The 25,736-nt window shown below is 68.2% G+C and carries 18 protein-coding genes and 1 pseudogene; 7 read left to right on the top strand and 12 right to left on the bottom strand.

Translation table 11 applies throughout. From position 1 onward, the window contains the following. Window positions 1–17: 17 nt before the first annotated feature. From B141_RS0115080 to B141_RS40765, 5 genes are all read right to left on the bottom strand, one after another. Window positions 18–1,967: an ABC transporter ATP-binding protein gene (locus B141_RS0115080; protein ID WP_020576009.1), complete on the bottom strand. Its 1,950-nt coding sequence runs from the start codon at window positions 1,965–1,967 to the stop codon at window positions 18–20. Between the two features lie 3 nt (window positions 1,968–1,970). Continuing rightward, complete coding sequence (locus B141_RS0115075; protein ID WP_020576008.1) at window positions 1,971–2,897, bottom strand: ABC transporter permease; 927 nt, start codon at window positions 2,895–2,897, stop codon at window positions 1,971–1,973. Further along, on the bottom strand, window positions 2,894–3,889 hold the full coding sequence (locus B141_RS0115070) for an ABC transporter permease (RefSeq protein ID WP_020576007.1): 996 nt from the start codon (window positions 3,887–3,889) through the stop codon (window positions 2,894–2,896). The genes B141_RS0115075 and B141_RS0115070 overlap by 4 nt, the downstream gene beginning before the upstream one ends. Window positions 3,890–4,068: 179 nt before the next feature. Further along, window positions 4,069–5,802: an ABC transporter substrate-binding protein gene (locus tag B141_RS0115065; RefSeq protein ID WP_020576006.1), complete on the bottom strand. Its 1,734-nt coding sequence runs from the start codon at window positions 5,800–5,802 to the stop codon at window positions 4,069–4,071. Continuing rightward, window positions 5,799–6,857: a LacI family DNA-binding transcriptional regulator gene (locus B141_RS40765; protein ID WP_020576005.1), complete on the bottom strand. Its 1,059-nt coding sequence runs from the start codon at window positions 6,855–6,857 to the stop codon at window positions 5,799–5,801. Before B141_RS40765 ends, B141_RS0115065 begins: the two co-directional genes overlap by 4 nt. Before the next feature lie 127 nt (window positions 6,858–6,984). Between B141_RS40765 and B141_RS0115055 the strand changes: the two genes are divergently transcribed. Then, a complete protein-coding gene (locus B141_RS0115055; protein WP_020576004.1) occupies window positions 6,985–9,420 on the top strand; it encodes a beta-galactosidase in 2,436 nt (811 codons plus the stop codon). 346 nt (window positions 9,421–9,766) lie between these two features. On the opposite strand, the gene B141_RS0115050 is transcribed toward B141_RS0115055, so the two are convergent. Next, on the bottom strand, window positions 9,767–10,255 hold the full coding sequence (locus tag B141_RS0115050) for a cellulose binding domain-containing protein (RefSeq protein ID WP_020576003.1): 489 nt from the start codon (window positions 10,253–10,255) through the stop codon (window positions 9,767–9,769). A gap of 122 nt (window positions 10,256–10,377) precedes the next feature. Here B141_RS0115050 and B141_RS40760 point away from each other — a divergent pair, with 122 nt between their 5' ends. The 3 genes from B141_RS40760 (at window position 10,378) to B141_RS0115035 (ending at window position 14,776) form a co-directional block, all read left to right on the top strand. Then, complete coding sequence (locus tag B141_RS40760; protein ID WP_051114082.1) at window positions 10,378–11,307, top strand: phosphatase PAP2 family protein; 930 nt, start codon at window positions 10,378–10,380, stop codon at window positions 11,305–11,307. A gap of 265 nt (window positions 11,308–11,572) precedes the next feature. Next, on the top strand, window positions 11,573–13,492 hold the full coding sequence (locus B141_RS0115040; protein WP_020576001.1) for an acyl-CoA dehydrogenase family protein: 1,920 nt from the start codon (window positions 11,573–11,575) through the stop codon (window positions 13,490–13,492). A 243-nt stretch (window positions 13,493–13,735) separates the two neighbouring features. Continuing rightward, window positions 13,736–14,776, top strand: coding sequence for a LacI family DNA-binding transcriptional regulator (locus B141_RS0115035; RefSeq protein ID WP_020576000.1), 1,041 nt, complete (start codon window positions 13,736–13,738; stop codon window positions 14,774–14,776). Window positions 14,777–14,823: 47 nt separating this feature from the next. Here the strand turns inward: B141_RS0115035 and B141_RS0115030 are convergent, their stop codons facing one another. Then, window positions 14,824–15,342, bottom strand: a complete 519-nt coding sequence (locus tag B141_RS0115030; protein WP_020575999.1) for a DinB family protein — start codon at window positions 15,340–15,342, stop codon at window positions 14,824–14,826. Window positions 15,343–15,396: 54 nt separating this feature from the next. Then, window positions 15,397–16,380: a GlxA family transcriptional regulator gene (locus B141_RS0115025; RefSeq protein ID WP_020575998.1), complete on the bottom strand. Its 984-nt coding sequence runs from the start codon at window positions 16,378–16,380 to the stop codon at window positions 15,397–15,399. A gap of 71 nt (window positions 16,381–16,451) precedes the next feature. On the opposite strand from B141_RS0115025, the gene B141_RS50710 reads away from it, so the two are divergent. Further along, entirely contained in the window at window positions 16,452–17,810 is a 1,359-nt protein-coding gene (locus B141_RS50710) for an MFS transporter (RefSeq protein WP_237742705.1), read from the top strand. Here B141_RS50710 and B141_RS51425 read toward each other — a convergent pair. Next, window positions 17,799–18,986, bottom strand: a pseudogene (locus B141_RS51425) (MFS transporter); the annotation flags it as partial. The gene B141_RS50710 and the pseudogene B141_RS51425 overlap by 12 nt on opposite strands. A 44-nt stretch (window positions 18,987–19,030) precedes the next feature. Beyond that, complete coding sequence (locus B141_RS40755) at window positions 19,031–20,077, bottom strand: LysR family transcriptional regulator (RefSeq protein WP_020575994.1); 1,047 nt, start codon at window positions 20,075–20,077, stop codon at window positions 19,031–19,033. Window positions 20,078–20,201: 124 nt separating this feature from the next. Between B141_RS40755 and B141_RS0115005 the strand changes: the two genes are divergently transcribed. Together B141_RS0115005 and serA are read left to right on the top strand one after the other, a co-directional pair. Beyond that, window positions 20,202–20,678 carry a DUF2306 domain-containing protein gene (locus tag B141_RS0115005; protein ID WP_020575993.1) on the top strand — a complete coding sequence of 159 codons (477 nt, stop codon included), beginning with the start codon at window positions 20,202–20,204 and terminating at the stop codon, window positions 20,676–20,678. Between the two features lie 61 nt (window positions 20,679–20,739). Further along, window positions 20,740–21,960, top strand: coding sequence for a phosphoglycerate dehydrogenase (gene serA, locus B141_RS0115000; RefSeq protein ID WP_026257242.1), 1,221 nt, complete (start codon window positions 20,740–20,742; stop codon window positions 21,958–21,960). 13 nt (window positions 21,961–21,973) lie between these two features. On the opposite strand, the gene B141_RS0114995 is transcribed toward serA, so the two are convergent. Next, window positions 21,974–24,430 carry a glycoside hydrolase family 31 protein gene (locus tag B141_RS0114995; RefSeq protein WP_020575991.1) on the bottom strand — a complete coding sequence of 819 codons (2,457 nt, stop codon included), beginning with the start codon at window positions 24,428–24,430 and terminating at the stop codon, window positions 21,974–21,976. 123 nt (window positions 24,431–24,553) lie between these two features. Then, window positions 24,554–25,411 carry a hypothetical protein gene (locus B141_RS0114990; RefSeq protein ID WP_020575990.1) on the bottom strand — a complete coding sequence of 286 codons (858 nt, stop codon included), beginning with the start codon at window positions 25,409–25,411 and terminating at the stop codon, window positions 24,554–24,556. Window positions 25,412–25,736: the final 325 nt, after the last annotated feature.

Here is a 25,736-nt window from a genome sequence, read left to right as displayed (position 1 = left end):
CGACCTCCGGTCGACTCTCATCCGCGCCTTGTCGCGAACGGATTGGGAATGGCGTCCAGCAACTGCCGGGTGTAGGCGTCCCGCGCACCCCGGATCACCTCGAGAGTCGCGCCAGACTCCACCAACTTGCCGTTGTGGAGCACGAGAACCTCGTCGGCGAGCACCCGCGCACTCAACAGGTCGTGGGTGATGTAGAGCATCGCGATCCCGCGTTCGCGTACGAGCGTGTCGAGGAGCTCCAGGATCTCCGCGCGGATCGAGACGTCCAGCATCGAGATCGGCTCGTCCGCCACGATGATCTCCGGATCGGGGGCGAGCGCCCGCGCCACCACGACCCGCTGCTGCTGGCCGCCGGACAGCTGGTGTGGGTACTTCTCGATGTACGTCGACGCGGGCGACAACCCGACCCGCTCCAGCAACTCCTCGATCGCTGGTCGCAGTGCCGCACCCGTGACGTCCTGGTGGTTGATCAGCGGGCGGCTCAACGTGTAGCCGATGGTGTGGGCCGGGTTGAGTGCCGCGAAGGGGTCCTGGAAGACCAGCTGGACATGCCGGCGGTACGCCTTCAGCCCGCGCCCGCGTAACCGGTCGACCCGCAGCTCGCCGAAGGTCACCGAGCCGGTGTCGGGTCGCTCGACCCCGGTCACCATCCGCGCCAAGGTGGTCTTGCCGCTGCCACTTTGTCCCACGAGTGCCGTGACTGTCCCGGCTCGGAGGACGAATGACACGTCCTGGACGGCATCGACCTCCGTGACCTTCAGGCCGCGCCGACTGCGATACCGCTTGTGGACGCCGGCGACCGCAAGGACCTCTTGACGGCGTTCGACCCGCGGTCCCCGGTCGGTGCGGCCGGCCGGCGCGGTGAAGACCTCACCGGCGCGCGCCGACTGATCCCGCCGCCCGTCCCCAGCCGCGTACGCCGCTTCCGCGACGTGGCACGCCGCCTCGCCCTGACCCATGGCCGAAAGCACCGGCTCCTCTGCCCGGCAGACGTCAATCGCTTCTTGACAGCGCGGGGCGAACAGGCAACCACGCTGCCCTGGACGGGAAAGGTCTGGCGGGCGGCCGGGAATGTAGGCGATCTCGACCTCTCGGGCGCGCGGATCGGCGTACGCCCCGAGCAACCCACGGGTGTAGGGATGCATCGGCTCCGCGATCATCGTCGACGCCCGCTGATCCTCGACGATCTTTCCGGCGTACATCACCATGACCCGGTCGGAGACCTCCATCACCGTCCCCAGGTCGTGGCTGATGAGGAGGACCGCGAAGCCCTGCTCGCGTTGCAGGGCGCGCACGTTGTCGAGGATCGACCGCTGCACGATCACATCGAGCCCGGTCGTCGGCTCGTCGAGCAGGACGAACCTTGGCCGCAGCGCGAGCGCCAACGCCAGCGCGACGCGCTGCTTCATCCCGCCGGAAAGCTCGTGTGGATAGAACCTCATGTACGACGGGTCGAGCATGACCATCTCGAGGAGCTGCCCGATCCGCTGGCGGGCGGGCGCGCCACGCATCGCGGTGTGCTCCTCGATCACGTCGCGGAACTGCGTCTCGATGGTGAGAACGGGATTGAGGGAGTTCATGCTGCTCTGGAACACCGTCGACATCTCCCGCCACCGGAGCCGGCGCAGGTCCTCCTGGCCGATGGTGGTGAGATCCCTGCCGGCGCGGTGTGGTTCCGGCCCCTCACGGGCTTCGCCCGTCCGGGCCGACCCCCACCACATCACCCGTCCCTCGCTGATCCGGCCCGGCGGAGGAAGCAGCCGCAGGAGTGCGTTGCCGAGGGTCGTCTTGCCACTCCCCGACTCCCCAAGGAGGCCGACGAACTCGCCGTCGTGAAGCTGGAACGACACGTCGCGGACGGCGCGCGTCGCGGCGTAGGAAACCGAGAGGTTCTCGACCGAAAGTAGGGGACTGCCCGCGCCTTCGGGCGAAACCGCGCCCGGCTCCAACGAAGCTCGCTCTGTCATGGCTCACCTCTCCCGCAGGTGCGGGTTGCTCAACGCGTCGACACCGAAGTTGATGAGGGTCAGGGAACTCAGAAGCAGTGCGATGGCAAGACCCGGCGCCCCGAGCCAGATCCACTGGCCGGTCAACATCGCGCCGCTGTTGTTGGCCCAGTAGAGCATCGTCCCCCAACTGACGGTCGTCGGATCGCCGAGGCCGAGGAACTCAAGGCCCGCCTCCGCACCGATCGCACCCGCCGCGGCGCCCAGGAAGCCCGCCACCACGAGCGACATCATGTTGGGCATGATCTCCGCGAAGATGATCCGCAGCCTGCCTTCACCGGCGAACCTCGCCGCCGTGATGTAGTCACGGGACCGCAGCGTCAGGATCTGCGCGCGTTTGACGCGAGCGCCCCAGGCCCACCCAGTGATGCTGATGACGAAGATGATCAGAAACAGTCCCCGCACCGGGGAGTACGCCGCGATGGTGATCATCAGCGGCAGCACCGGCACCACCAGGGCGAGGTTGATGAGGAACGACAGCACCTCGTCAACCCAGCCTTGCAGGTAGCCCGCGGTGAGCCCGACGAGCAGGGCGATGAACGTCACGACTGTGCCCGCCACCAGGCCGACCACGATGGAGGTCCGGGCGCCGTAGACGAGCTGGGAGAGGATGTCCTGTCCCGAGGCGGTCGTACCCAGCGGGTGGGCCCCACCCGGCGGGAGCGACTGCGCGAAGTCGGTCACCTTCGGATCGTGCGTGGCCAGCAGCGGCGCGAACACCGCGACGAAGATGAAGAGGCCGAGCATGATCAGGCCGATCCGGCTCTTGCGGTTGGCCCACAGGATCACCACCCACGAAGGCAGTCGGGACCGCCTGACCGCGGCCGCAACGTCGCCTGGCGCCGGCTCGGAGTCGATTGGCTTGGCGACCTGGCCGATCGGTGTGCTCACGTCTGCGCCTCCCTTCGCACCCGGGGATCGAGAACGCCGTAGAGGATGTCCGCGCAGAGATTCGCCAGCAGGACGCCGATCGTGGTGAACAGGAAGATCGTCTGCATCAGCGGATAGTCGCGGTTGGAGATCGCGTCGAACATCAGCTTGCCCATCCCGGGATAGCCGAAGATCATCTCGACCATGACCGTGCCGCCGAGGATGGTGCCGAGCCCCAGCGCGAATCCCGTGACGTTCGGCAGGATCGCGACCCGGGCGCTGTAGGTGAGCGCAACCCGGCGTTGACGCAGACCCTTGGCCAGGGCCAGACGCGTGTAGTCCTCGCCAAGCGTGTGCACCATGTTGTTACGCATGCCCATGATCCAGCCGATCGGCGCGGTGATGAGCAGGGACAGCGCCGGCAGGATCCCGTGATAGATGGCGTCACCGAAGAACGCCCACGACCACGCAGGGTCGATCTCGCCGCTGTAACCGCCCGCCTCGGGAAACCACCGCAACGTGAACGCCAGGACGTAGATGAGGATCAGCGCGATCCAGAAGAACGGCAGGGTGCCGATGAACGTCGACCCCAGGCTGACGACCGTGTCGAACTTCCCGTTCCGCTTCCACGCCGCGGCAGCACCCAGCAGGGTGCCGATCACGAAGCCGAGCACATGGGTGACACCGACGAGGACGATCGTCCAGGGCAGCGCCTCGGCGATCATGTGCGTGACGGTGTAAGGGAAGTAGGTGTAGGAAATGCCGAAGTCGCCGCGGACGACCGCCTGCAGATAGTCGACGTACTGCTCGAAGATACTTCCCGTCGGAAGGCCGAGCATGATCTGGACCGCCCTGATGGCGGCCGGGTCGATCGCCTCGCTCTGACCCGCCAGGCGTTGCACCATGGTCTGTGCGGGGTCACCGGGTTGCAGCCGCGGGATGATGAAGTTCAACGTCACCGCGGCCCAGAGCGTCAGGACGAAGAACATCACCCGGCTGACGAAGTAGCGCATGATCCGGCGCTCCCTTGGCGTCTGTTTCTGGGGGCTGTTCTGGATGTCTTTCTGGGCTGTTTTCTGGACCCCTATTTTCTGGGGCGTTTCTTCTGGGCTGTTCTATTTGTCTGGGCGTGCTTTGGGGCTGGAGGCCGCACGGTTGTCACACACGTGCGGCCCCCAGAGCATCGCTAGGATTACTTGCCGCGGTAGTCCGGGTTGGGCCGGAGCTTGGTCATGATGATGAGCTGGTTACCCGGGCCGGCGTACGGGTCCTTGGCGTTGGGCCAACCGATCGCCTTCTCGCTGCGGTACTCGAACCACTGCGCGCCGTACCACAGCGGCACCACCGGGACCTGGTCGACCATGATCTGCTCGAGTTGGTGGACAACCGTCTTCTGGGCGGCCTCGTCTGGCGCCTTGGCCAACTCCTCCAGCAGGGCGTCGGTCTTGGCGTCCTTCCAGCGGATGAAGTTGGTCGGGGCGACCTTGCCGATCGGTGCGGTCTGGCTACTACCCAACGGGTGTTGGAACGCCTGGTAGATGTTGCACCCGCCACCATGCACACCGAAGAACATGTCGAAGTTGCCGATGCCGCGGTCCTTGTCGTGCACCTCCGCCGACGGCGTCTGCACGTCGACCGTGATACCGAGGTCGGCGAGGTTCTTCTGGATGACCTGCGCGGCCTGGATCCAGTCGACCCAGCCGTTGGGCACCTTGTAGGAGAAGTCGGGCAGTGGCTTGCCGTCCTTGCCCAGCAGCTTGCCGTCCGGGCCGGTCTTGTATCCGGCGTCCGCGAGAACCTTCTTCGCCTGCGCCGCGTCGTAGGGAACCTTGCCGTCGTTGGCGATTCCGGGCGCCAGCCACGCCTTCTGGCCGGGCATCACGAGCCCGGTCTGGCTCGCGGTCTCGACGTACCCGAACTGTGCTTTGTTCTTGATCTCGTCCCGGTCGATCGCGAAGGTCATCGCGCGCCGGAACTCCACGTCGTTGAACGGCGCCTTGGTGAGATTCATGAACAAGCTGATCGACGCGCCGGGCGGGAACCAGTAGTGGTTGTGCTCGGGATCCTTGGCCACATAGGTCTTCTCGATGTCAGGCACGAACATCGCGTTCCAGTCGTACTCACCCCGGCTCAGCCGGAGCTTGTCGACCTCGGCCCCACCAGTGGCCTTCTTGAACATCATCCGCTGGACCTTGATCTTGTCCGCCTGCCAGTACTTCGGGTTGCGTTCGAGCACCAGCTGCTGGGTGTTCTGGCTCTTGACGGTGTAGGGCCCGGTGCCCACGGCTTCGTTGTTGGTGAACTTCGCGACGTCGGTCACCGCTGACCAGATGTGCTCCGGAACCATCCGGACGTCGGAGACCTGGGTGAACGTCGGAACCGACGCCTCCTTGAAGGCGAAGGTCACCTGGTCGGCACCCTCGGCCGTCACACTGGTGAGCTTCGACCAGAGTCCGTTCGTGTCCAGGGCAGGAGCCGTCTTGAGCAGGTTGTAGGTGAACGCGACATCCTTGGCGGAGAAGGGTTTTCCGTCAGACCAGGTGACCCCGGAGCGCGTCTTGACGACCAGCTTCGCGGGATTCTCCCAGGTGTACGACGTACCCAGCCATGGCGTGACCGTGCAGTCGTAAGCGTTCACGACGAACAACGGCTCGAAGGTGAAGTCGGTGACCAGCCTGGTCGGTGAGAACGGGTTGAAGTTGCGCTGCGGCGCGTTTCCGCCGCCGAAGTCGCCCATGTTGAGCTGGCTGACCATCCCCTGTGCCTTGGGCGTCCCCTTGTTGCCTTCCTCCGTGGGGCTTCCGCTCTGACAGGCGGCCGCACCGGTGGCGAGGACCAACAGGGACGCGAGTGCCACGGTCCGTCGGCGCCACGGAGACTTCAGGGGGTCATCCGCCTGAACGGGCACTTCCTTGACGATCTTCACGTCGTACCTCCTGGTGAGGAGTGGGTGCTGACGACGGCGTCTTGCTCCCCAACATCTCCACATCCGCAGCTCCCCCGTATCACGACCTGCGTTTCGAGAACGCGGTCGAGTGAGGCATCGATCTGCCCCTCCACGTGGCGAAGAAGGAGGCGCGCGGTTTCGGCGCCAAGCTCCCGCATGGGTTGGTGAACGGTCGTGAGGCCGGACGCCAAGAGCCCGGCCATCGGAATATCGTCGAAACCTGTAACAGCAATGTCCTGTGGAACCCGATAACCACGGTCCATGAGCGCGACCACCGCGCCCAGCGCCGTTTCATCGTTGGCACACACAATCGCCCGGGGTGGGTCGGAGGACTCCAGCAGCCGTGCCGCCGCGATGAATCCGTCGGACTGTTGGAGTCCGACCCTGATCGGCTCGGCGGGGGGTTCGACCCCTGCCTGCCGGTGTGCCCGCAGAAAGCCCCGCCAGCGGTACGTCGCGTCGGGTGACCCGTCGGGATTGCCGACGAACTCCAGCCGCTCATAGCCGTGGTCACGCAGCAGATGGGTGGTTAGTTTCGCCACCGCCGCGGTGTTTTCGGTCCGCATCGTCGGAACGCCGACGAGCGGCCGGCTCGCCAGCAGGATGACGGGATCGCCGCGGGCCTCCAGCCGTCGAACAGCGTCGTCAGGGAGGACACCTCCCATCACGGCGATGCCGTCAACCCGGTCTGCCATGTCGAGCACGAGATCAACGGATTCCCGCAGCAGATGCGTGCCCATGATGAGGACGCTCACCCGCGCGTTCACCGCCTCTTCCTCAAAGCCGTTGATGACTTCGGAGTAATAGGGACCAGACAGGCCTGGGAAAACGATGCCGAGCGCTGCGTGCCGGCGCTCGACGAGCGCCCGGCCGAAGTGGCTCGGCCGGAAGTTGTGCTTGTCGATCGCCTCCTGGACCTTGCGCCGGGTCTCTTCCGAGACCTGACCGACACCGCGCGCGACCCGCGACACGGTCGCGATGGAGACGCCCGCGTCGCGCGCGATCTCGTGCAGAGTCGGCCCTCGCTTGCTCATCGAATTCCCGTCGGCAAAGGGTTTGGAGAAGGGTGTAACGTGTTGCGGTAAACGTTTGCAGAACGAGTTTTCAGGATCGTAACGATGCCGGCACCCGCTCGCAAGAGGCGATGAAGAGGGAGTCCCCGTGATCGAAATCCGTCGCAAGCGCATCCTCGTGGATGGTTCGCCCCGCATCCTGCTCAGCGGGGAGATCCACTACTTCCGTCTCGAGCGCGACGACTGGCCTGACCGGCTGGACAAGCTCCTCGCCGCCGGCTGTGACACGGTCGCGTCCTATATCCCGTGGCTCTGCCATGAGAAGAAGGACGGGACGTTCGACCTCGATGGCCGGACCCGGCCAGAACTCGACCTGGGCGCCTTCATCGACTCCTGCCGTGAGCGTGGGCTCTATTTCCTCGCCAGACCCGGACCTTTCATCATGGCGGAGCTCAAGAACGAAGGCCTGCCCTATCGCCTGTACGACGAGCACCCCGAGATTCACCCCGTCACCTGGGATGGCGCGACCGTCGCCACGCGTACCGTCGACTACCTCGCGCCGGCATTCCTCGCCGAGATCCGGAAGTGGTACGCCGCGGTGATGCCGGTTCTGGCCGAACGCCTCATCACCCGTGGTGGCAACGTGCTGGCCGTCCAACTCGACAACGAGGTCGGCATGCTGTCGTGGGTCTCCAACTCCCCGGACCTCACCGACAACGTCCTGGCCGACTTCGCTCGGTGGTTGACCCACCAACACTCCGGAGCGGCGCTGTCCGCGCGGTACCCCTTCTCACTCGATGACCCGCAGGCGCGCGCCGAAGGGATCCGCTCGCCCCGTGAGGAGTACGCGCCCGCGCTGATGCACGACCTCGGCTCTTACATGCGCGACCGGTTCGCCAGGTATTTCGGCGCACTCCGGGAGTACGCCGAGGAGCAGGGCGTGACCGGCGTTCCGTTCGTCGTCAACATCCACGGCACCAGCGACGGCCGCGGTACGCCGTACCCCATCGGGATCAGCCAACTGATGGACAGCTACGCCGGCATCCCCGGCATGCTCGCCGGCTCCGACCACTATCTCGGCGACCTCACCACCCGCAACGCCGCCGACCTGTATCTGATGAACGCGTTCATGGATGCCGTGCAGGACGCCGACCAGCCACTCACCTCGGTGGAGTTCGAGGCCGGTGACGGCGACTACGGCCGCGACCTCACCCACGTCCACGACCCGTCGACCATCGATCTCAAGACCCGGCTCTGCGTGGCGCAGGGCAATCGGCTACTCAACTACTACCTGTTCACCGGAGGCATCAATCCCCGGCTCGACACCCCGGTCGGCGACGGAAACGACCGGATCAGCTTCACGGGTGAACGCCATGGTGTCGGCGCCCCGGTCGGCCCCGAGGGCCAGCTCAACCTCACCTATCCGCGGACGTCCGAGGTGGTCCACGCGGTCCGTGCCGTCAGCGCGAAACTCGCGACCATGGACGAGGAGCACGACGATCTCGCGATCGCGTTCCTGCCCGACTATTTCATGACCGAGTCCGTCTATCCCGCGAGCTCGACCATGCGGGAGATCGTCGACAATCTCGAACGCCACCGGTTCGGTGGTCCCGGCCAGATGATGGCGCGCGCGATGCTGCTCGCCGGCTATCGCTTCGGTGCCGTCGACCCGCAACGCCGCCCGATCGACCCCGGCGACGTTCCGGTGCTTGCCGTCGCCTCCGCGCGGTACATGGACGCCGGTGTGCAAGGCGGACTTGCGGACTACCTGCGGGCCGGTGGTCGCCTGCTGCTGTGCGGTGAGGTCCCGGCGTACGACCTGGAAGCGCGACCATGCACGGTCCTGCGAGACGCGTTCGGCCTCCGCCCGCGCGGGGAGCGGTACGGCGACCACGCCTTCTTCCTGTCGGTATGCGCGGCCGGCTGGGCGGCGCCCCGACCCGAAACCCGCGTGAGCTATGCGCAACTCTTCGACCTGGACGCGGGCGCGGGCTCGGGCTCCGGCGATCTCCTGCTGTACGACTACGACTCAGGCGCTGGCTGCGGCTTCGACCTGCGCGTGGGCAACGGGCGGGCCGTCGTTCTCACCACCGACTACCCGGGCAGCGATGTCGCCCTCTACCGCTCGGCGCTGGAGACCCTGGGCGTCAAGGCAGGCTTGCGGCATGACGCCGACCGCTCCAGCCTGCTCATCACCTCGACGGCGAACGCCGACGGCGAGCGGTTCGTGCACGCCCTGAACCTCGCCGGCTACGACGCGGCGTTCCGGCTCCACGAGGGCGACGACGTGGGACCGCTGTTCGGTGGTCACGAGATCGTGCTGCCGGGCCGCCGCGGTGTCATGCTGCCATTGCGGTTGCGCTTCGACGGCGCCATGCTCGCCTACGCGACCGGCGAGATAGCGAGCTTCGGCAGCGACTCGGTGACGTTCCGCTGGTGTCAAGGCGCTCTTGTCGCGGCGTTCGAGACCGACCGGGAGCTCCAGACCGACCTCCCCGTCGAGCGTTCCGTGGTTGACGACCTGCAGGTGGTGCGGGCACCCGGCGGCCCGGATGGAGGACACCTCACCGTGCGCTGGAGCTGAACGACGGAGGCGACTTGGCGGAGGTGTGTCGGCTTCTTTGCCGACACACCTCCGCCAAGTCACCGCAACCTCGGTGGGCGATCTCGCATAGTGAGCAGCTCTCGAACCAGATCAGGTGTTGCGACGACCCCTTGAACCCGGGAGCGAATCCTGGGCGATTTCTGCAAGTTGATCATGATCCCGTTCCCCTATCCGACTGCCAGAGGTAATGAATAAGGCTCTCGGCAAGCTGTCAGAGGTTTCTCGGCTAAGAGACCGAGAAATTTCTGACAACTCGGGGCCCTGCCTTGCGTGGTGGCGACCTTCCGCGCGAGGTCCCGGCCGCCTCACATCCCTCCAGGGCCAGTCACCGGCAGGGCTTACCGTTAAGGCTGCATTCCGCGACAGATGCCTGGTTGGTGCCGGTCGCCCGGAATCCGAACTCCACCCGCTGGCCGGGCTTGATGCGCTTGTTGTAGTCCTCCCCGCGCGCGTCCATCCGGCCACCGCCGGCCTGGTGGATGGCGGCACCCCACACCTGGTCGAGATGGACCTTCGCTGGCAGGCGGAAACTCAGCGTCCACCGCAGCGGCTCTTCGGTGTGGTTGGTGATCCGGACGATGGTGACGAAGCCGTTCTGCCAGCGGCGGGTCGAGCGGAAGTCGACGGCGGGTATCGCCTCGCGCGCCGACGGTGTGCCGCTGACGTGCGCGGACGCGGACTTCGACGGTGAACTCGCGGTCCGCGGGTCACGGCCAGGCCGCTGCTCCTGGCAGCCCACGAGGAGAACCGCGGCTACCAGGATTGTCGCGAGCGTTGCCGTCGCGGAAGCGAAGAATGTCAGGCGCCGGCCCATGTTTCCTCCCCCCGCGCCCAGCCTCCCCCGGGGGTCCCCCAGATTTCCATGAGTCTAGGAAGCCCGTACCCCTGGCCGCAGGTACTCGCGACGACTTCACCCTCACCGGCTACGGTGAGCACATGCCTAGTCGCACACGGGGTTTGACTGCGGTTTGGCTGCTGGTGTTGGCTCTCGCCCAGGTAGGTGCGCTGGCCGCCGTATGGTGGATTTTTGTCCGTACGGCGCACGGACAGGTTCTCGACGGGATCGCGCTCGAGGGCAACGCCATCGGCCGGAGCCATGTTCACGTACTCGTCACCAGGGTGCTCGACGCGATCACGGTGCTCTCCTTGGCGGTCGCCACGGCGGTGATCGGATTCATCGCCCTCGCCCGCCGGCGGATCGTGCTCGCTGTCGTCGCGACCCTGCTCGTCGCCGGCGCCAACGTCACCACCCAGATCCTGAAATTTGACGTCATCCATCGCCCGGACCTCGGTATCCCCGGAGCCCGGATCGAGGTCAACAGCCTGCCGAGCGGCCACACAACCGTGGCGGCTTCCGTCGCCGTTGCTCTGGTCCTCGTGCTCCCGCCGCGGCTGCGCGGGCTCGCCGCCATGCTTGGCGCGGGCTATGCCGGCCTCACCGGCATCGCCACTTTGGCCGCCGGATGGCATCGGCCCAGCGATTCGCTGGCGGCTCTCCTGGTCGTCGGCGCGTGGGCAGCCGGGGCCGGCGTGATCCTCGTCCTCACCCAGCGCCGGAACGCGGCGAGCACGTCTGCGGACGCGCATCCGTACGCCGTCACCCTGCTGGCGCTCATCGGAGTGGGGCTCCTCGTGATCGCGGTGGTCGGACTCGGGCTCGCCGACCCGCCGCAGCTGGTCCTGACGGGAGTCAGTCGTCGGCGGCTGTTCGCCGCGTACGCCGGCGGTGCGGCCGGTATCGCGGGCACGGCCTGCCTGGTCATGACGGTGTTCCTGGCAACGGTGCACCGTGTGGTACCGCGCTGGGGAGGGCCGCCGCGGCCCAATTCGCCGATCCGGATTCCGGTGACGACCGGGCCGCGCTGAATTCCGGGACAGAACGCCAGACAATTTCCATCCAGTACGGGACCGGCAAAACACCAACAATTCGCGAATCCGTACGTCACGGATTTTCTGTCAACCCTGCCCTTCTGCTGCCAGAAAAGGGCCGTGGGTGCGATTTTCAAAAGGGCTTGGCAGCTGGCTACTCGCGAGTAACACTGATGAGAAGCTGGCGGTGGGAGTGGGCCTGGGCGGGCGAAGCCTGATCAGGTTCGGAACCACACTGCGCTTACGGCGAAAGGGTTGAGCCATGAGCAAGACCGCACCGGTTACCGAAGTCGAAGCACGCGCGGTCGCCGAGGCTGCTCGGGAAACCACCTGGGCCAAGCCGAGCTTCGCCAAGGACCTGTACCTCGGCAAGTTCCGCCTCGACCTCGTCCACCCGCATCCGCGTGTTCCGGACGAGAAGGCGGCCAAGGGCGCCGCGTTCCTCCAACGCCTGAAGGCCTACTGCGAAACCCTCGACGGCCAGGTCATCGAGCGCGAGGCGCGCATTCCAGACGAATACGTCAAAGGCTTCGCCAGCCTCGGGGCGTTCGGCATGAAGATCCCCGAGGAGTACGGCGGCCTCGGCCTGTCGATGGTCGACTACGGCAGAGGGCTCATGCTCGCCGGCTCAGTCCACCCGAGCATCGGTGCGCTCCTGTCCGCGCACCAGTCGATCGGCGTACCCGAGCCCGTCAAGATGTTCGGCACCGAAGAACAGAAGCGGGAGTTCCTGCCTCGCTGCGCCCGCGGCGCGATCAGCGCGTTCCTGCTCACTGAGCCCGACGTCGGATCCGACCCGGCGCGGCTTTCGATGTCGGCCATCCCCACTGAGGACGGATCGGCGTACGTCCTCGACGGGGTGAAACTCTGGACCACGAACGGCGTCGTGGCCGAACTCCTCGTCGTGATGGCGCGGGTGCCCGAAAGCGAGGGCCACCGAGGCGGCGTCAGCGCGTTCGTGGTCGAAGCCGACGCGCCCGGCATCACCGTCGAGAACCGCAACAGCTTCATGGGTCTACGCGGGATCGAGAACGGCGTCACCCGCTTCCACCAGGTGGTGGTGCCAGCCGCGAACCGCCTCGGCAGAGAGGGCCAGGGACTCAAGATCGCCCTGACGACCCTCAACACCGGACGGCTCTCCATCCCGGCCATGTGCGCCGGCGCCGGCAAGTGGTGCCTCAAGGTCGCGCGCGAATGGTCGAAGGAACGCGAACAATGGGGCCGACCGATCGGCCGGCACGCGGCGATCGCCCACAAGATCTCGTTCATCGCGGCGACGTCGTACGCGCTCGAAAGCATCCTCGAGCTATCCGCCAACATAGCCGACGAGGGTGAGCTGGACATCCGGCTGGAGGCGGCGATCGCGAAGCTGTTCGCCAGCGAGATGTCCTGGCAGATGGCCGACGAACTCGTCCAGATCAGGGGTGGGCGAGGGTACGAAACGGCCGAGTCCCTGGCGGCCCGCGGCGAGCGGGGAGTTCCCGTCGAGCAGATGCTGCGGGACCTGCGGATCAACCGGATCTTCGAAGGATCGACGGAGATCATGCATCTGTTCATCGCGCGCGAGGCGGTGGACACGCACCTGCAGGCCGCGGGTGAGCTCGCCAACGTGCACGCGAGCATGGGCGCCAAGGCGAAGTCCGCGGTGAAGGCGAGCGACTTCTACGCCTCGTGGCTGCCGCGCCTTGCCGTGGGCAAGGGGCAGGTACCGCGGTCGTACTCCGAATTCGGCGACCTCGCGCGGCACCTGCGGTTCGTCGAGCGGTCCTCGCGCAAGCTCGCCCGCAACACCTTCTACGGAATGGCCCGCTGGCAGGCGAAGCTGGAGTTCCGTCAAGGCTTCCTTGCGCGGGTCGTCGACATCGGGGCTGAGCTCTTCGCGATGACGGCCGCCTGCGTCCGCGCCGAGCGGCTGCGCCAGGAAGACCCCGAGCGTGGTGCTGCGGCGTACGATCTCGCGGCGGCGTTCTGCGAACAGTCGCGGGTCCGCGTCAAGGACAAGTTCACCCGGCTGTGGCACAACTCCGACTCCAGCGACGACGCGATGGCCAGGCGAGTCCTGGACGGTAAGTACGTCTGGCTGGAGGACGGCGTGCTGCACCTCTACCCCGAGGCGCCGTGGATCGCGCACTGGGAGCCAGGTCCGGCGCAGAAGGACAACCTGGCCCGCCGGATGATCTGAGCGCGCCCCGCTTTGTGGGTCGGGGGCACCCTGGTTCGGAATCTGTCGGCCAAGGGTGCCCCCGACCCAACTCCGAGCGTGCCCTCAATGATCACGTATACGTGGTCATTGAGGCAGGACCGGTCGGCGTGCGCATCTTCCGGGACAGGGCGCCCGAGCGTGGGAGGCCCCCGGCCCAACGCGGCCAGCCGTACCAAGCTCGGGCGGGTTCGGGGGCCTGATGGCCTACGCTGGCGGATCAACATGCCCACGATCTATGACGTCGCCCGCCTGGCCAAGGTGTCGCCCTCGACCGTCTCCCGCGTACTCAACGGCAAGCTGACCGTTGACGAGGCCCTGGCCAAGCGCGTCCGCAAGGCCGCCAGCGACCTCGACTACCGCCCGAACGCCCTGGCCCGCAGCCTGCGCCGCAGCCAGACCAACCTGTGGGCGGTCCTCGTCTCCGACATCAACAACCCGTTCTTCACCGCGCTCGTACGCGGTGTCGAGGATGTCGCGCAACAGGCGAAGTACTCCGTGGTGCTCTGCAACAGCGACGAGAATCCCGACAAGGAAGCCGACTACATCGCCGCGATCCTTGCCGAGCAGATGGCCGGCGTCATCATCTCCCCCACCAATCGCAGCATCTCCTCCAGCAGCCGCAGCGCGCCCATGCGGCAGCTCCTCGCCGCATCAGTCCCGCTGGTGGCGATCGACCGACAGTTGCGCGGCGCCACGGTCGACATCGTGACGGTCGACAACACCCATGCCGCGCAGCTTGCGACCGACCATCTGGTGAGCGAGGGCTTCAGCCGGATCGCGTGCATCACCGGGCCGCGCGACATCAGTACTGCGCAGCAGCGGCTCGAAGGCTACCGCCGCGCGCTGCGGGCGAGCGGTCGCGACGTCGATTCCCGACTGATCAGGTACGCCGACTTCCGCGAGGCCGGCGGGCATGCCGCGATGGGTGACCTGCTCGACCACACCCCGAGGCCCGACGCGGTCTTCGCGACCAACAACCTCATGACCGTCGGCGCCCTGGAATGCCTGGTCGACCGGGGCGTCAGCATTCCCGCGGACGTCGGAGTGTTCGGCTTCGACGACGTACCCTCCGCGACGCTCATCCGGCCGCCGCTGTCCACCATCACCCAACCGACGTATGACATCGGACGTACGGCCGCGGAGTTGCTCCTCCAACGAATCGCGGACCCCTCCCGGCCGCCGTCGCGGGCAGTCCTGCCGACGGAGTTGCACGTACGGGCCAGCTCTCTCAAACGCCGGGCCAACACGTCAAGCCGAGATTGACGAGCCAAACTCCACTCCCTGCTCCGCAGCACCGTCAAAACGCGAAGCTAGGCGCCCACCCGCCCGTCGATGCGTTCTCTCAACAGGTCCGCGTGCCCGTTGTGCCGGGCGTACTCATTGATCATGTGCTGGTAGAGCCAGCGCAACGACATCTCGCCCCAACCTTCGGTGATGAACGTCTCGTCGAGTGCGGCGCCGGCTACCGCGCGACGACACAGCGACCATTCGGCCATGAGGCAGTCGAAGTCGGCCTCGGCGCGGCTCGGATCGACCTCGCTGAAGGCAACACCCGGCACTCCTTCGCGCGAGAACAGCGGCTCGACCGCCTCACCACGGAAGCGGCGGCGGAACCAATGCCGCTCCACTGAGGCGAGATGGCGCACCAGCCCGAGAAGGGAGAGCGTCGACGGCGCGACTGGACGCAGGGCGAGTTGCTCGCCGGTGAGCCCGGCGCACTTGTGTAAGAGGGTGGCGCGTTCCCATTCGAGAAAGCCCTCGAGCATGGCGCGCTCGTCCGCGACGAAAGGCTCGTCAATGCGGGTGATCGCAGGTGCGGTCCACGTCATCGCCCCATCATTCCGGAGCGGCGCGGCGGTCAGGTCAGGTCAGGTCAGGCAGGGTCAGGTCGTGCCGCGGAACGTACGCCGGTACGCCAGCGGTGCAACGCCCAGTGCCTCGCGAAGGTGCTGGCGCATCGACGCCGCCGTACCGAAGCCCGCGTCTCGCGCCACCCGGTCAATCGGCAGGTCCGTCGCCTCGAGCAGGTGACGGGCGCGTTCGACGCGCTGCCTCAGCAGCCAGGTACCCGGACTCATCCCCGTCTCATCCCGGAACCGGCGGGTGAACGACCGGACACTCATCCGCGCATGGGCCGCCATCTCCGCCAGGTCCAGGCGTTCATCCAGACGTTCCAGCAGCCACCGGCGGGTCGGCTCGGTCGTCGCGCCGGTGACCGAGGGCAGCGGCCGCTCGATGTACTGCGACTGACCGCCGTCACGCCAGGGCGGCACCACGCAACGGCGGGCCGTCTGGTTGGCGATCTCGCTGCCGTGGTCGCGGCGTACGACGTGAAGGCAGAGATCGATACCGGCACCGATGCCGGCTGAGGTCAAGACGTCACCGTCGTCGACGAACAGCACGTCCGGGTCGAGCCGCACCCGCGGATACAGCTGGCGGAACCGCGCGGCGTGCGCCCAGTGGGTCGTCGCCGGACGGCCGTCGAGGATGCCGATGGCGGCGAGCACGAACGCGCCCGTGCAGATCGACATCAGACGGGTGCCGGTCGCCGCCACCTCTCGCAAAGCCTCGGCGATCTTTGGTTCGAGCGTGCCCTCGTACATCGCCGGACCGCCGTGGACGCCCGCGACGACCACCGTGTCCGCTGCATGGAGGGCCTCGAGACCGTGCTCGGGCCGCAACTCGAAGCCGGCGCTCGTACGGACAGGCGCACCGTCGGGCGTGCAGACCTGGACGGCGTACAAACGACGATCGTCACTGTCGCGCGCGGTCCTGAAGACCTGGGTCGCGGTGCCGATGTCGAACGGCACCGCGTCCTCCAGCGCCAGGACGGCCACCCGATGCCGCGTATCGAGGGGAGCAGCCATGGCCGGATCCTTTCACACCATGGCCGTCGGGCCACTCGCCGCCGAACCGTCCAGACGGAATGCTGGTCCGAGTGCGGATACCCACCATTCACCGGGCCTGGATCGTCGCCGGCGTCGCTCTGCTCGCGCTGGTCGGAGCCGCGGCGTTCGGAGCGGCGCCTGGCGTCATGGTCACACCCCTGCAGGAGGAGTTCGGCTGGTCCCGCGGGACGATCTCGCTGGCGATCTCGGTCAACCTGGTGTTGTACGGCGTGACCGCGCCGTTCGCGGCCGCACTCATGGAGCGGTTCGGCATACGTCAGGTCCTGAGCGTCGCGCTCGCCCTCATCGCACTCGGCAGCGGTCTGACAGTTCTCATGACGCGGAGCTGGCAGCTGGTGCTGTTCTGGGGAATCCTGGTCGGGCTCGGCACCGGGTCGATGGCGCTGGCGTTCGTCGCCACCATCACCGGCCGGTGGTTCGCCAGTCGCCGCGGCCTCGTCACCGGCGTGCTGACCGCGGGCGGAGCCGCCGGACGGTTGGTGTTCCTGCCGGTCCTCGCCACCCTGGTGGTCGGCACGGGTTGGCGTACGGCGTCCTGGGTGGTCGCCGGGGCCGCGGTGCTCGTCATACCCTTCGTGCTGGCGTTCCTCCGCAACCACCCGCGCGACGTCGGCACCCGACCCTACGGCGCCACCGACGACGAGGCCGACGAAACCGACGCGCCCGGCGAGCCGACCCCACCCTCCGGACCGCAGGCCCGGCGTTCGGGTCGAGCCCTCAGCGTCCTCGCCAGCGCGGCCCGGACCAGGGCGTTCTGGCTGCTCGCGATCGGGTTCGCGATCTGCGGTATCTCGACCAACGGCCTGATCCAGATCCACTTCATCCCCGCCGCGCATGACCACGGCATGGCCGAGCCGATCGCGGCCTCCCTGCTCGCCGTTATCGGGATCCTCGACGTGGTGGGGACGATCGCGTCCGGGTGGCTCACCGACAGGTTCTCCGCTCCGGCGCTCCTCGGCATGTATTACGCGTTGCGTGGTGGGTCGCTGCTGGTGCTCCCCTACCTACTGGACGCGACCGCGCATCCGAGTCTGCTGATCTTCATCATCTTCTACGGGCTGGACTGGGTGGCCACGGTCCCGCCGACCATCGCCCTGTGCCGGTTGCACTTCGGAGCGTCCGGGCCGATCGTCTTCGGCTGGGTCTTCGCGTCCCACCAGATCGGAGCCGCCATCGCCGCCACCGCGGCCGGAGTGCTCCGCGACAACCTCGGCAGCTACACCGTCGCGTTCACCGGCGCGGGGCTCCTCTGCTTCCTCGCCGCGGCGCTCTCCCTGCGCCTGGCGCCGCGGCAGCCGACCGATGGCGACCAGGCCGGCGGCACCCAGCAGACTTCCGGCGGCGCAGATGAACATGACGGGCGTGTAGCTGCCGGCAGCGGTGCGTAGCCAGGCCGCGCCGAGCGGGCTGAGCGCCTTGGCCACCATGAGGAACGCCGCGAGCAGTCCGGCCAGCGTCGCGTACCCCTCGACGCCGTACCGCTCGGCCAGCATCGCCGGGCGGGCGATGGTGCTGACCCCGAAGCCGAGGCCGAACGCAAGCACGCAGGCGACCGCGCCGACCGGGCCGGCCCCGACGAACGGCAACAGGAACGCACCCACCGCCTGCAGGACGAAGACCGCGGCCACCACCGAGGTGGCCCGGATCCGCCGTTGCGCGGCCGTGGTCACGATCCGGCCCGTGACCGACAGGACCCCCAGCAGTCCGGCCACGGTGGCGGCGGTGGTCGGCGGGTGGCCAAGCTCGCCGAGGTAGGCGACCAGGTGCACGCCGATCACGAAAACGCCGATGCCCTGGGCGACGAAGACGGCGCCGATCAGCCAGTACGCCCGATCACGGAACGCCGCTGTGTGGTTTCCAGCCCCACGCGGGCTTCGCCCGCCTGGGCCCACCCCCACCCTCAGCGCCGCCGGCCGTGGCGCCTCCGGACTGCGCCCCTCTGGACGGTGCCCGCCAACAGACCCCTGAGCCTCCCTGCCGGTGGCATCCGCAGGGCGCCGAACGAGCAGGTGCAGCGGAACCGTGACGAGGCCGTAGATCAGGGCGAGGACGACGAGCGCCAGGCGCCAGCCGTACGTCTCCACCAGCACCGCGGTGAGCGGCAGGAAGATCGTCGACGCGAAGCCGCCGACGATCGTGATCGCCAGCATCGCGGTCCCCAACCGGCTCCGATCCGCCCGGCCGCCCTCCCCCGGGCGCGGGTCCCGGAACCAGAGCACCACCACGGCGAACGCCGCCTCGTAGAGCACCCCGGCGGCCGCGATGCCGAGGAGCACCGACACGGCGTAGAACTGCATGACGTTCTCGACGCGTGACCACGCCAGCAGGCCGAGGGTGGCCAGCAGCGAACTCCCGACCATCAGTGCCCGGCCGCCGTGCCGGTCCAGCCAGCGCCCCACTGGTACGGCAGTGGCCGCGGAGGTGAGCAGGCTCACCGCCGGTGCCGCGGTGACCGCCATCCGGCTCGCCCCGAGGTCGTGCTGCAGGGGGACGAGGAAGACCGCGAACGCGTATGCCAGAACGCCGTAGCCCGCGGTCGTCGTGACCGCCAGCGCCGCCACCATCCACCAGCCGTACGACATCCGCCTGGGGCGCGGCAATGAACCTCTCACAGGCGGTCGAGCCCCTCCCACTGTGCTGATGAGCTCTTCGGGTGCGGCCAGTTGGCGCGTTCCGATGCGTTGCCACGGTCGAGATCCGAGGCGAGGCAGGCCCGGTCGGCAGCCGGCAGCCAGCCACGCGCCGGGTCGGCGGCGAACGCCCACTGCTCGGCCAGGTCATCGACCATGCTCGCCACCAGCCGGTCGATCACCTGGTCGGGGATGCGGCGGCGCCACATCGCCCACCACGCGAACACCGGCGCCGGCGGGCCGAGCGGGACGACCCGTAGCCGGCTGTCCGGCGGTGCCGGCATGCCGGACGCGTAGAAGGTCCCCCGGCGATCGCCGGTACGGATCCGATCGATGAAGAGTTCCATGCCCATCGTCGATCCGGAGTAGTCGATGTCGAGCCCGAACGCCCCGGCGAACTCCCGGAGATAGCTGATCCACTCCTCCGGTGCCCCGATCGCCGGAAACCACAGGGGAACGCCCCGCAGCTCGGCCAGCGGGATCTCCGCCCGCGCGGCCAGCGGGTCGGTGGCGGCGAGCAGCAGCGCGACCCGTTCGAGGAAGAGCGGTCGCCGGCGTACGTCGGCCGGCCACGGCTGATCCACCGCCCCGGCCCGCCCCAAGGCGACGTCGAAGTCACCCGCGCGCAACCCCTCGACGACGGAGCGCCGGTGCTCCCGCATGGTGACGTGGACGGTCAGCTCTGGATCGTGCTCGAGCGCCCGGCGTACGAGCTGGAGCGCGGTCAGGTGTTCGTCCAAGACGTCGACGGTGAGCGGGAGGTCCGGCGTGATCAGCGCGGCGGCAGCGGCGTCGACCGCGTCGACGGCTTCTCGCGCGTACGGCAGGAAGCGGATGCCGGCCGCCGTCAGCTCGACCCGCCGCCGCGTACGGTCGAACAACCGGATGCCGAGCAGGCTCTCCAGCCGGGCGATCCGCTTGGACAGGGCTTGCTGGCTCAGGACCAGGCGGTGCGCCGCCCGCCCGAAGTGGCATTCCTCCGCGGTGGTCACGAAGGCGCGCAGCAGGGCGGTGTCGACGTCCATCGCCGTCCATCCTCACTGACAACCAGCGGTTGTCAATCGGGTTCGGATCGCTGTTGGACGTGGTGGTACGTACGCGATGTCCTGGACTGGGCTCTGCGATGGACACGGCGGATGGGGTACGGACATGGCGCGCGGCATTCTCCTGGCACTGCACATCGCCTGCGGGGCCGCCGGGCTGCTCCTTATCCCGGTGATCGCGCTGCGGGAGAAGGGCACCCGGGCACACGTGCTGACCGGACGTGCGTTCGTCTACGCGCTCCGCGGCGTGGCTCTGACCGCTGTCGGGCTGGTGCTGCTCGAACCGCGGCGGTTGTGGCCGTTCCTGCTGGTCGCGGTCTTCTCAGTAGGTCTGGGTGAAACGGGCCGGCTCGCCATCCGTGGCCGGATTGGCGGCGGAACAACCCGCCATGTCGGGATGATGGGCGGCGCCTGCATTGCCTTCGTCACCGCGGTGACGGCTGTCAACGTACCCAGTCCATTCGCCTGGATCGGGGTCGTGGTGATCGGGTCCGTCCTCGTCCGCGTCGCTGTCCGCCGCGCTGCCGTCCGCCGCGTCGCTGTGCCGTCGTCCGCCGGTCCGCGCCCGGCGGATGAGCCGTGACGGGCCCCGGCACCCCGACCCGGGTGTGGTGTTCGGCGAACGAGGGGGCACCATCGTGTGCATGGCCCCGATCGGAGACGACAAGATCAACGTCCTGTTGCTGGAGAACATCCACCCCGACGCCACCGATGTGCTGTCGAGCGCCGGCTTCAAGGTCGAGACGTACGACGGCGCGCTCGGTGAGGGGGAGCTGGCGGAGCGGATCCCCGGCGTCCACCTGCTCGGGATCCGATCGACCACCCAGCTCACGGCGGCGGTCCTCGACAAGGCCACGGACCTGGTCAGCGTCGGTGCGTTCTGCATCGGCACCAACCAGATCGACCTGCAAGCGGCGACCAAGCGCGGCATCGCGGTCTTCAACGCGCCGTTCTCCAACACCCGCAGCGTCGTCGAGCTTGCGATCGCCGAGATCATCGCGCTGACCCGCCGGCTCACCGACAAGAGCCGCGACATGCATGCCGGGATCTGGGACAAGTCGGCCGCCGGCAGTCACGAGATACGCGGACGCCGGCTGGGCATCGTGGGGTACGGCAACATCGGGAGCCAGCTGTCGGTGCTGGCCGAGACGCTCGGCATGTCTGTGTACTTCTTCGACATCGCCGACAAACTCGCCCTCGGCAACGCGGTGCGCTGCTCCTCGATCGAGGAACTGCTCGAGAGCGTGGACGTCGTCACCTTGCACGTGGACGGCCGGCCCGGTAACAGCGGGATGTTCGGGGAGGCGGAGTTCGGGCGGATGCGGCCGGGTTCGATCTTCCTCAACCTCTCCCGGGGATTCCTGGTCGACCACGTGGCGCTGCGCAAGCACATCGAGTCCGGCCACGTCGCCGGCGCCGCCGTCGACGTGTTCCCGCAGGAGCCGAAGCGCCGCGGCGAGCCGTTCGAGTCGGAGCTGCGCGGACTCCCGAACGTCATCCTGACGCCGCACGTCGGTGGCTCGACCGAGGAGGCACAGCAGGACATCGGGCGCTTCGTCGCCTCCAAGCTGCGCCACTACGCCAACGACGGCAACACCTCGCTGAGCGTCAACCTGCCCGAGCTCGCCCTGCCGGAGCGGGCGGGGACACACCGCCTGGCGCACACCCACGTCAACACCCCGGGCGTGCTGGCCACCATCAACGGCGTCCTCGCCGAGCACGGGGTCAACATCGAGGGGCAGTTCCTCGGCACCCGGGGCGAGGTCGGCTACGTGATCACCGACATCGGCGCACCGGCCGAGGCCGACGTGGTGCGGGTCCTCCTGGACATGCCGGAGACGATCCGGCTCCGCCAGCTCTCCTGACCTGCGCGCCTGATCACCGGGGCTGGTACCAGCGGACGGGGTACGGCAGCGTTTCCGCTGGACCGGTGTAGTCGATGACCGGCTCACCGTCTGGCCCGAACCTGATGGTGAACCGCTCCTCGACTGGTTCGGCGTACCCGTCGCCGCGGTCTGTCACCAGGACCCCGCCCGTGCCGGGCTCGCCCTCCGAAGCGTCCTCGGGGAGGTACGCCTCCAGCGACAGCTGCCCGTCCTTTTCGACCGGGAGCACGGTGCCCGCCCGGACCAGGACCGGCGTCACGTCCAGCGGTGCCGGGATGGTCACGTGCCCCGGTCCGTCGTAGACCTCGCCGGTACGCCGGTCGTACCACCGCCCTTGCGGCAGTCGGACGATGCGTTCGCGTGCGCCCTCCTCCAGCACCGGCGCGATGAGGAGCGCGTCCCCGAGGAGGAACTCGTCGTCGACCCAGCGCAGCGCCGCGTCGGCCGGATCCGCCCACAGCAGCGGACGGACGTAGGGAGCGCCGGTGCGGTGCGCCTCCCAGGCGAGGGTGTACCAGTACGGCAGCAGCTCGTACCGCTCACGCAAAGCCGGGCGTACCCGCTCCAGCACCTCCGGCCCGAGCGCCCACGGCTCGCGGGCGGGCAGGGCGGCGGCGCAGTGGACCCGGAAGAACGGGAGGTACGCGCCCAGCTGGAACCACCGGACGTACAGCTCATCAGACGGGTGCCCGTCGAAGCCGCCGATGTCAGGACCGGAGTACGGCACACCGGAGGTCCCGAGCCCCAGGGTGAAGGTCAGGCTGATCCGCAGTCCGTCCCAGGACGTACCAATGTCACCCGACCAGGTGCCGGCGTACCGCTGCAGACCGGCGAAGCCGGCTCGCGAGAGCAGGAACGGCCGCTCGTCGGGGCGGAACCTTCGGACCCCCTCGAACCCCGCGTGGTTGAGCAACAGGGCGAAGACGTTGTGCGCCTCGCGATGGTCGCCGCCCCGGCCGTCGAGGTCGTGCCGGGTCGAGAGGGGCAAGGTCCCGTCACCCCAGGCGGCGAAGACGGAGGGTTCGTTCATGTCGTGCCAGAACCCCGCGACGCCGAGCTTGACGTATCCCTCGTAGAGCCCGCTCCACCAGCTACGCGCGCGCTCGGCGGTGAAATCGGGGAACACCGTCCAGCCCGGCCAGACCACCCCGGTCACGGGCCGCCCGCGGTCGTCCCGGCAGTAGGCGTCGGCCGCGCGGCCGCTTTCGTACGTTGGTTCGCCCCGCACCTTGCCGATGCCCGGGTCCGCGATCACTACGACGTGGACGTTCCGCTCGGCGAGGTCGGCCGTGAGACCACCGAGGTCGGGATACCGCGCCTCATCGACCGCGAACGGGCGGTGCTCGACCAGGTGGTCGATATCGAGCCAGATCGCCGACAGCGGCAGGTCGTGCTCGGCGAACTGCTCCACGATCCGACGGACCGCAGCCTCACTGCCGTACCCCCAGCGGCACTGCTGGTAGCCAAGCGCCCACCGCGGCGGCAGGGCGGGCCGGCCGGTGAGCGTGGTGTACTGCTCGAGCGCCGCCGCCGGCGTGCCGGTGAAGACGTAGTAGCGCAGGTCCCCGTCGTTCAGCCGCGCCACAACCTCCTCGCCGACCTCGACCGTCCCGGCGTGGCTGTTGTCATAGAACGCCAGATGGCAGCCGGCGTCTGACACCACCAGGTAAACCGGGATCGACAGGCACAGCGGGTCGTCGCCCACGGTGTAGGTGCCACCCGGGTCGGTGTTCCACAGGTGGTACGTATGGCCACGGCGGTCCAGCGGGGTGCTCCGCCCACCGAGTCCCATGACGGCGGCGTCGCTGTCGAGCACGCTGCGATGGGCCCAGGCACTGCCGTCCCACTGCGGCGGTGGGTCGTATCGGACCGCCACCCCTGCCTCCGCGAGCGAGCCGTCGGCGTGGCCGGCCTCCTCGGAGCGGGTACGAAACGTCAGGCCGCCGCTCCGGTCGACGACCACCGTGAGATCACCCGCGCTGACCGACCAACTGTCCCCCTCGTGGGCGAGCCGGCTGTCGGACGCTGGGTCAGGCTCCGCCCCGCCGGCGTTCCCGCCGAACGCTCCGAGGGCGTACGACGGGGTGGGAGGGGCGCCGTCCCAGCCGACAAAGACGCCGCCATGGGCGAGGAAGCGGATGTCGAGGGATGCGTTCGCGAACGAGAACCGCGCCCCGCCCGGGATCTCCTCGGCGTTCCGGAGATCGCCGGGGGTACGGGAGGTGGGTGCGCCGGGCTGCGGCAGCCGCCGGTCGATGCGCGCCCGATAGAGCGCGTACAAGATCGCGCGGACGCTGTTACGCCAGCCGATCAGTTGGAACGACTTGTAGAGGGCCCGGATCCGGTCGAAGACGTTCTCGCGGGCACGCAGGCGAAGGTGCCGCCACCAACCGGTGAGGAGCGAAGGCGCCGCGTCGCCTGATTCTGACTCCACTCGGCTCGGCTGCATGACTTCTCCGTTCCGGACGAGAATGGCTGGCGGAGGCGTGAGTGTGTGCCGGACAGTTTCCAACCCCCTCGTCCTGCTGGCATCTGCCGCAGGCTGGAGGTCAGCCTAATGATCAGGGGCCGATCAGGCATGGCTCCACGCCCGAGTGAGGCCCGCATCGCGTTCGGCGAGTTCTCTGGGAGCCACCGGGCGCAGCGACGCCAGGATCTGCGCCGCCTTGACGTCATCGGGGCCTCCGTGATCGAACTCCAGGCGCACCACCTGGTCGTCGACCCTGGCCAGATAACGCGACGATGCCTCCGAACTCCTTGTCTCCCCTGTTCCCAGTCTGGGTAGTCGCTCCGCCGTGGCGCCGTCGACCCTGAGCAGGTCGACCGACAGCGAGTTGTCGGCGGCCGCGTTCTCATAACCCACGCTGATGGAGCGCCGGTCGGGTGACACGTAGACGTAGTCGAGTTCCCAGGACGGATCATCGACCAGCAACGGGCGCAGGCCGGTCGAGACAATCTCCCGGTGCTTGACGGCCACGTCCAGGGAGGTGGCGAAGATCCGCTCCACAAGAGCGAGGGACACCAGGACCACCACGCCGGCGAGCCGGCGCCGCCAGGACTGCCCCGGCGCCGTCGCGCACGCCCACCATCCGGCGGCCACCGCCGCGGCGATGAGGGCGACCAACGACTCCGAAAGGCCGGTCATCGCCGCCGACAGCCAGAACAGCCGCTCCGCCAGGAGGTTGACGAAGGTCAGCGTCACACCGGCCAGCAGCGGGGCAAGCCAGGGGCTCGGCTCCTGCAGCCACCACAACATCAGCGTGGCGGCCAGCCACCTCGCGGGCGGAGTCAGAAGAGCTCTGGCCAGCGCATGATCGAGCCCGGCGACATACCGGTTGGTGCCGGCGACGCGTTCGAACGCGGCCCACCAGCACGACACAACCGCGACCGCTCCGCAGTACGCGACAGCGGCCAGAATCGCACCCCGCATCGGTGACCTCTTCCGTTTACCTTGTCCGGTGGAGGCTCCGCACGCGAACCAGCATCGGCCGTGGTCGTGGCGGCGAGCATGAGTACGCCAACCCAATCCGGTGGGGAGGTCGTACTCATCTCGCCTAGGGCGTGTCCCGTAGATCAGGCTCGGTCAGCGAGCGGCACGCATCCCGCGTGAGGTGGCTGGTCGGCGAGCGCCTTCTCTCACCTTCTGGTCAATCCAGGAGGTTGTCTCACATTGCGTACACCTGGCGGGTACTTCACATGGCTAGCACCTGCCTTGCATGGCGTCCATGCCATGTGAAGCCCCTAATGACCACGTA

It is taken from the genome of Actinopolymorpha alba DSM 45243 (genome assembly GCF_000373925.1).
GTDB classification, from domain to species: domain Bacteria; phylum Actinomycetota; class Actinomycetes; order Propionibacteriales; family Actinopolymorphaceae; genus Actinopolymorpha; species Actinopolymorpha alba.
This window is presented reverse-complemented; position numbering and strand designations above follow the sequence as displayed.